Annotated in this window: 1 protein-coding gene; it reads left to right on the top strand. The window is 72.9% G+C overall.

The window, feature by feature from the left end; all coding sequences use genetic code 11:
- Positions 1 to 6 precede the first annotated feature (6 nt).
- Positions 7 to 4,166, top strand: a 4,160-nt coding sequence (locus IE140_RS35630; protein ID WP_308438449.1) for an SDR family NAD(P)-dependent oxidoreductase, incomplete at its 3' end; no start/stop codon positions are given.

Here is a 4,166-nt window from a genome sequence, read left to right as displayed (position 1 = left end):
GAGCGGGTGCGGGAGCGGTTGCTGGAGGTGTTGGCTCCGGTGGTGCCGGTGTCTTCGGGGGTGCCGTTCTTTTCGTCGGTGTCGGGGGAGCGGTTGGACACTGCGGGGCTGGATGCGGGGTACTGGTATGAGAATCTGCGGGGCAGGGTGCGGTTCGGGGATGCTGTGGATGGGTTGCTGGCTGATGGGCGGTCGGTGTTCCTGGAGGTCAGTACGCATCCGGTGTTGGCGGTGGGTCTGCAGGAGACGATGGAGGCTGCGGGGCGTTCCGGGGTGGTGCTGGGTACGTTGCGTCGTGGTGAGGGCGGACCTGAGCGGTGGGTGACCGCGCTGGCCGAGGCACACGTCCACGGCCTCCCCGTCAACTGGGCGCAAGTGCTGCCGAAGGCCGACCCCGTCGACCTGCCCACCTACGCCTTCCAGCGCGCCCACTACTGGATGACCGACCCACCCCAGGCCGCACACACCACCAGCACCACGGACACCGACCCGGCCGAAGCGGACTTCTGGGAAGCCGTCGACAGGCTCGACCACGAACAGGTGGCCGACACCCTGCGCCTGGACTCCGGTGACGGCCTGGACACCGTCCTGCCGGCCCTCGCGGGATGGCGCCGGGACCGCGCCGAACACACCGCCGTCAACTCCTGGCGCTACCACGTCACCTGGCAGCCCGCCGACCGCACCCCGCCCGGCACCCTCGACGGACGCTGGCTCCTGCTGCACACCGAGGGCGTCGACACCGGCCATGCCGAACGCTGCGCCCGGGCGCTGCGGCAGGCGGGCGCGCAACCGATCGACGTCACGGTTCCCGACGACGCCCTCGACCGATGGGCGCTCAGCGAACTCCTGCGCCACGCCGCCGAAGGAACCGAGGAGGCCGACCCGGTCACCGGAGTCCTCTCGCTCCTCGCCGACGACCGCCGCCCGCACCCCGAGGACGGGCACGTGTCCGTCGGACTCGGCGCGACCCTCACGGTCATCCAGGCACTGGCCGACGCCGAGGTCACCGCCCCCCTGTGGTGCGTGACGACCGGCGCTGTCGCCACGAACCGCGCCGACCCGATCCTCGACCCCGCCGCCGCCCGGCTCTGGGCACTGGGCCAGGTGGCCGCGCTCGAACACCCCGAGCGGTGGGGCGGACTGATCGACCTGCCCGCCGACCCCGAGCCCCGTGCGATGGCCCGACTCGCCGCCGTGCTCACCGCAGCCGACGACCAGGTCGCCGTACGGCCCGAAGGCGTCTACCTGCGCCGCCTGCTCCACGCCCCGGCCACCGGCTCCCTGCCCGGCAGAGCGGCACCCGAAGCGGTGCTGATCACCGGTGGCACCGGCGCGCTGGGCGCCGAGACCGCCCGTATGCTCGCCCGCCGGGGCACCCGCAAGCTGGTACTGACCAGCAGGAGGGGACCCGACGCGCCCGGCGCCGCCGAACTGGTCGCCGAACTCGCCGATCTGGGTGCCACCGCCGTCGCCCTCGCGTGCGACGCCGCCGACCGCGACGCACTGGCCGCCCTGCTCGCCGAGCACCCGGTCACCGGAGTGGTGCACGCGGCCGGAACCGATCCGGCCATACCTCTCGACTCCACATCCGTACCCGTCCTGGCCGAAGGACTACGGGCCAAGGCCGTCGGGGCCGAACACCTCGACGCACTCCTCCCCGACGCCGAACTGTTCGTACTGTTCTCCTCGATCGCCGGAGTGTGGGGGAGCGCCGGTCAGGCCGCCTACGCCGCCGCCAACGCCCACCTCGACGCCCTCGCCACAGCCCGCCGGGCCGCCGGCCGGACCGGCACCGCCGTGGCCTGGGGCTCCTGGGCGCAGATCGGCATGGCCGCCCGGGACGGCGCCGACGAGTACCTGAAGCGCCGGGGCCTGCGACCCATGCCGCCGGAACTGTGCGTCACCGCACTGGAACGCGCGATCGACACCGACGACACCTGCGTGGTCGTCGCGGACATCGACTGGGCACGCTTCACCCCCGCCTTCACCAGCCGACGCCCCAGCCCGCTGCTCTCCGCCCTGCCCGAGGCCACCGAGGCCCTGGCCGGAGAACCGGCCGCCGAGGACGGAGCCACGGCCGTGCGGACCCTGCTGGCCGGGCTGCCACAGGCGCAGTGGGCCCACACCGTCCTCGACCTGGTCCGCCGGGAGACCGCAGCGGTCCTCGGCTACTCCGAACCGGTCGACGCCGAACGCCCGTTCAAGGACCTGGGCGTGGACTCCCTCACCGCCGTGACCGTCCGCAACCGGGTGGCCGGCGCTCTCGACCTGCGCCTGCCCACGACGCTGGTCTTCGACCACCCGACCCCCTCGGACGTCTCCCGCCACATCCTCTCGCTGGTCAGCGGCGACGACCGGGAAACGGTCACGACAGCCGAGGTGTCCGACGAGCCCCTGGCGATCGTCGGCATGGCATGCCGCTATCCGGGCGGCGCCACCTCCCCCGAGGAACTGTGGCGGCTGGTCACCGAAGGCATCGACGCGGTCGGCGGCTTCCCCTCCGACCGCGGGTGGCCGACCGACGACAAGGGCCCCGACCCCTACACCCGCGTCGGAGGCTTCGTACACACCGCCACCTCCTTCGACGCCGACCTGTTCGGCATCTCGCCGCGCGAGGCCATGGCGATGGACCCGCAGCAGCGGCTGCTGCTGGAGACCTCCTGGGAACTGTTCGAGCGCGCCGGACTGGGCCCGCACACCATGCGCTCGACCCCCACCGGCGTCTTCATCGGCGCCTCACCGTCCGGTTACGGAGTGGGCATCACCGCCCCCGGCTCCGAAGGGCACCTGCTCACCGGAATGTCGGGCGGCGTACTGTCCGGCCGGGTGGCCTATGTCTTCGGGTTGGAGGGCCCGACGCTGACCGTGGACACCGCATGCTCCTCGTCCCTGGTGGCGCTGCACCTCGCGGCCCAGTCGCTGCGCGCCGGCGAGTGCACCATGGCCGTCGTCGGCGGAGCCGCGGTGATGACCAGCCCCGGAGTCTTCTCCGAGTTCGCCAGACAGGACGGCCTGGCCTCCGACGGCCGCTGCAGGGCGTTCTCCGCCGACGCGGACGGCACCGGCTGGGGCGAGGGAGTCGGGCTGCTGCTGGTGGAGCGGCTCTCCGACGCGCGCCGCAACGGGCACGAGGTACTGGCGGTGGTGCGCGGCTCCGCGGTGAACTCCGACGGGGCCTCCAACGGCCTGACCGCACCGAACGGCCCTTCCCAACAGCGGGTGATCCGGGCGGCCCTCGAAACGGCCGGTCTGGAGCCGCACGAGGTGGACCTGGTGGAGGCCCACGGCACCGGCACGCGGCTCGGTGACCCGATCGAGGCACAGGCACTGCTGGCCACGTACGGGCAGGACCGGGACGCGGACCGCCCGCTGTGGCTGGGGTCGCTCAAGTCCAACATCGGCCACACCCAGGCGGCGGCCGGCGTCGGCGGCATCATCAAGGCGGTCATGGCACTGCGGCACGGCGTGCTGCCCCGCACCCTGCACGTGACCGAGCCCACGCCCGAGGTCGACTGGACGACGGGCGCGGTGAAACTGCTCACCGAGGACCGCCCCTGGCCGGAGCTGGACCGCCCGCGCCGCGCAGGGGTGTCCTCCTTCGGCATCAGCGGCACCAACGCCCACGTGGTGCTGGAGCACGCCCCCACTCCGACGAACAGCCCCGAGAGCCCCGCACAGCGGGCGACCCCACCCCTGATTCCGTGGGTACTCTCGGCCCGCAGTCCGCAGGCCCTGCAGGAACAGGCCCTCCGGCTGGCCGAGCGGGTCACGCGGGACGACACTCTCCACCCGCTCGACGTGGCGGCCTCCCTGGCAGGAGGCCGGGCCCACCTGGAACACCGGGGCGTGGCCATAGGACACGACCGCGAGGCCCTGCTCACCGAACTCTCCGACCTTGCCGACGCCGGCCACTCGACAGTCCGGGACGCCGCCGAACCCGGCCGCCTCGCACTGCTGTTCTCGGGTCAGGGGTCGCAGCGGCCGGGGATGGGCCGGGAGTTGTATGAGGCGTTTGGGGTGTTCGCGGATGCTTTTGATTCGGTGTGTGCGCGGGTGGATGTGGGGCGGCCGTTGCGTGGGGTGGTGTTCGGGGAGGATGCGGGGTTGCTGGAGCGGACGGTGTTCGCTCAGGCGGGTCTGTTCGCTGTGGAGGTGGCGCTGTTCCG

Source organism: Streptomyces parvus (assembly GCF_014648875.1).
In the GTDB taxonomy this organism is placed as follows: Bacteria; Actinomycetota; Actinomycetes; order Streptomycetales; family Streptomycetaceae; genus Streptomyces; species Streptomyces parvus.
This window is presented reverse-complemented; position numbering and strand designations above follow the sequence as displayed.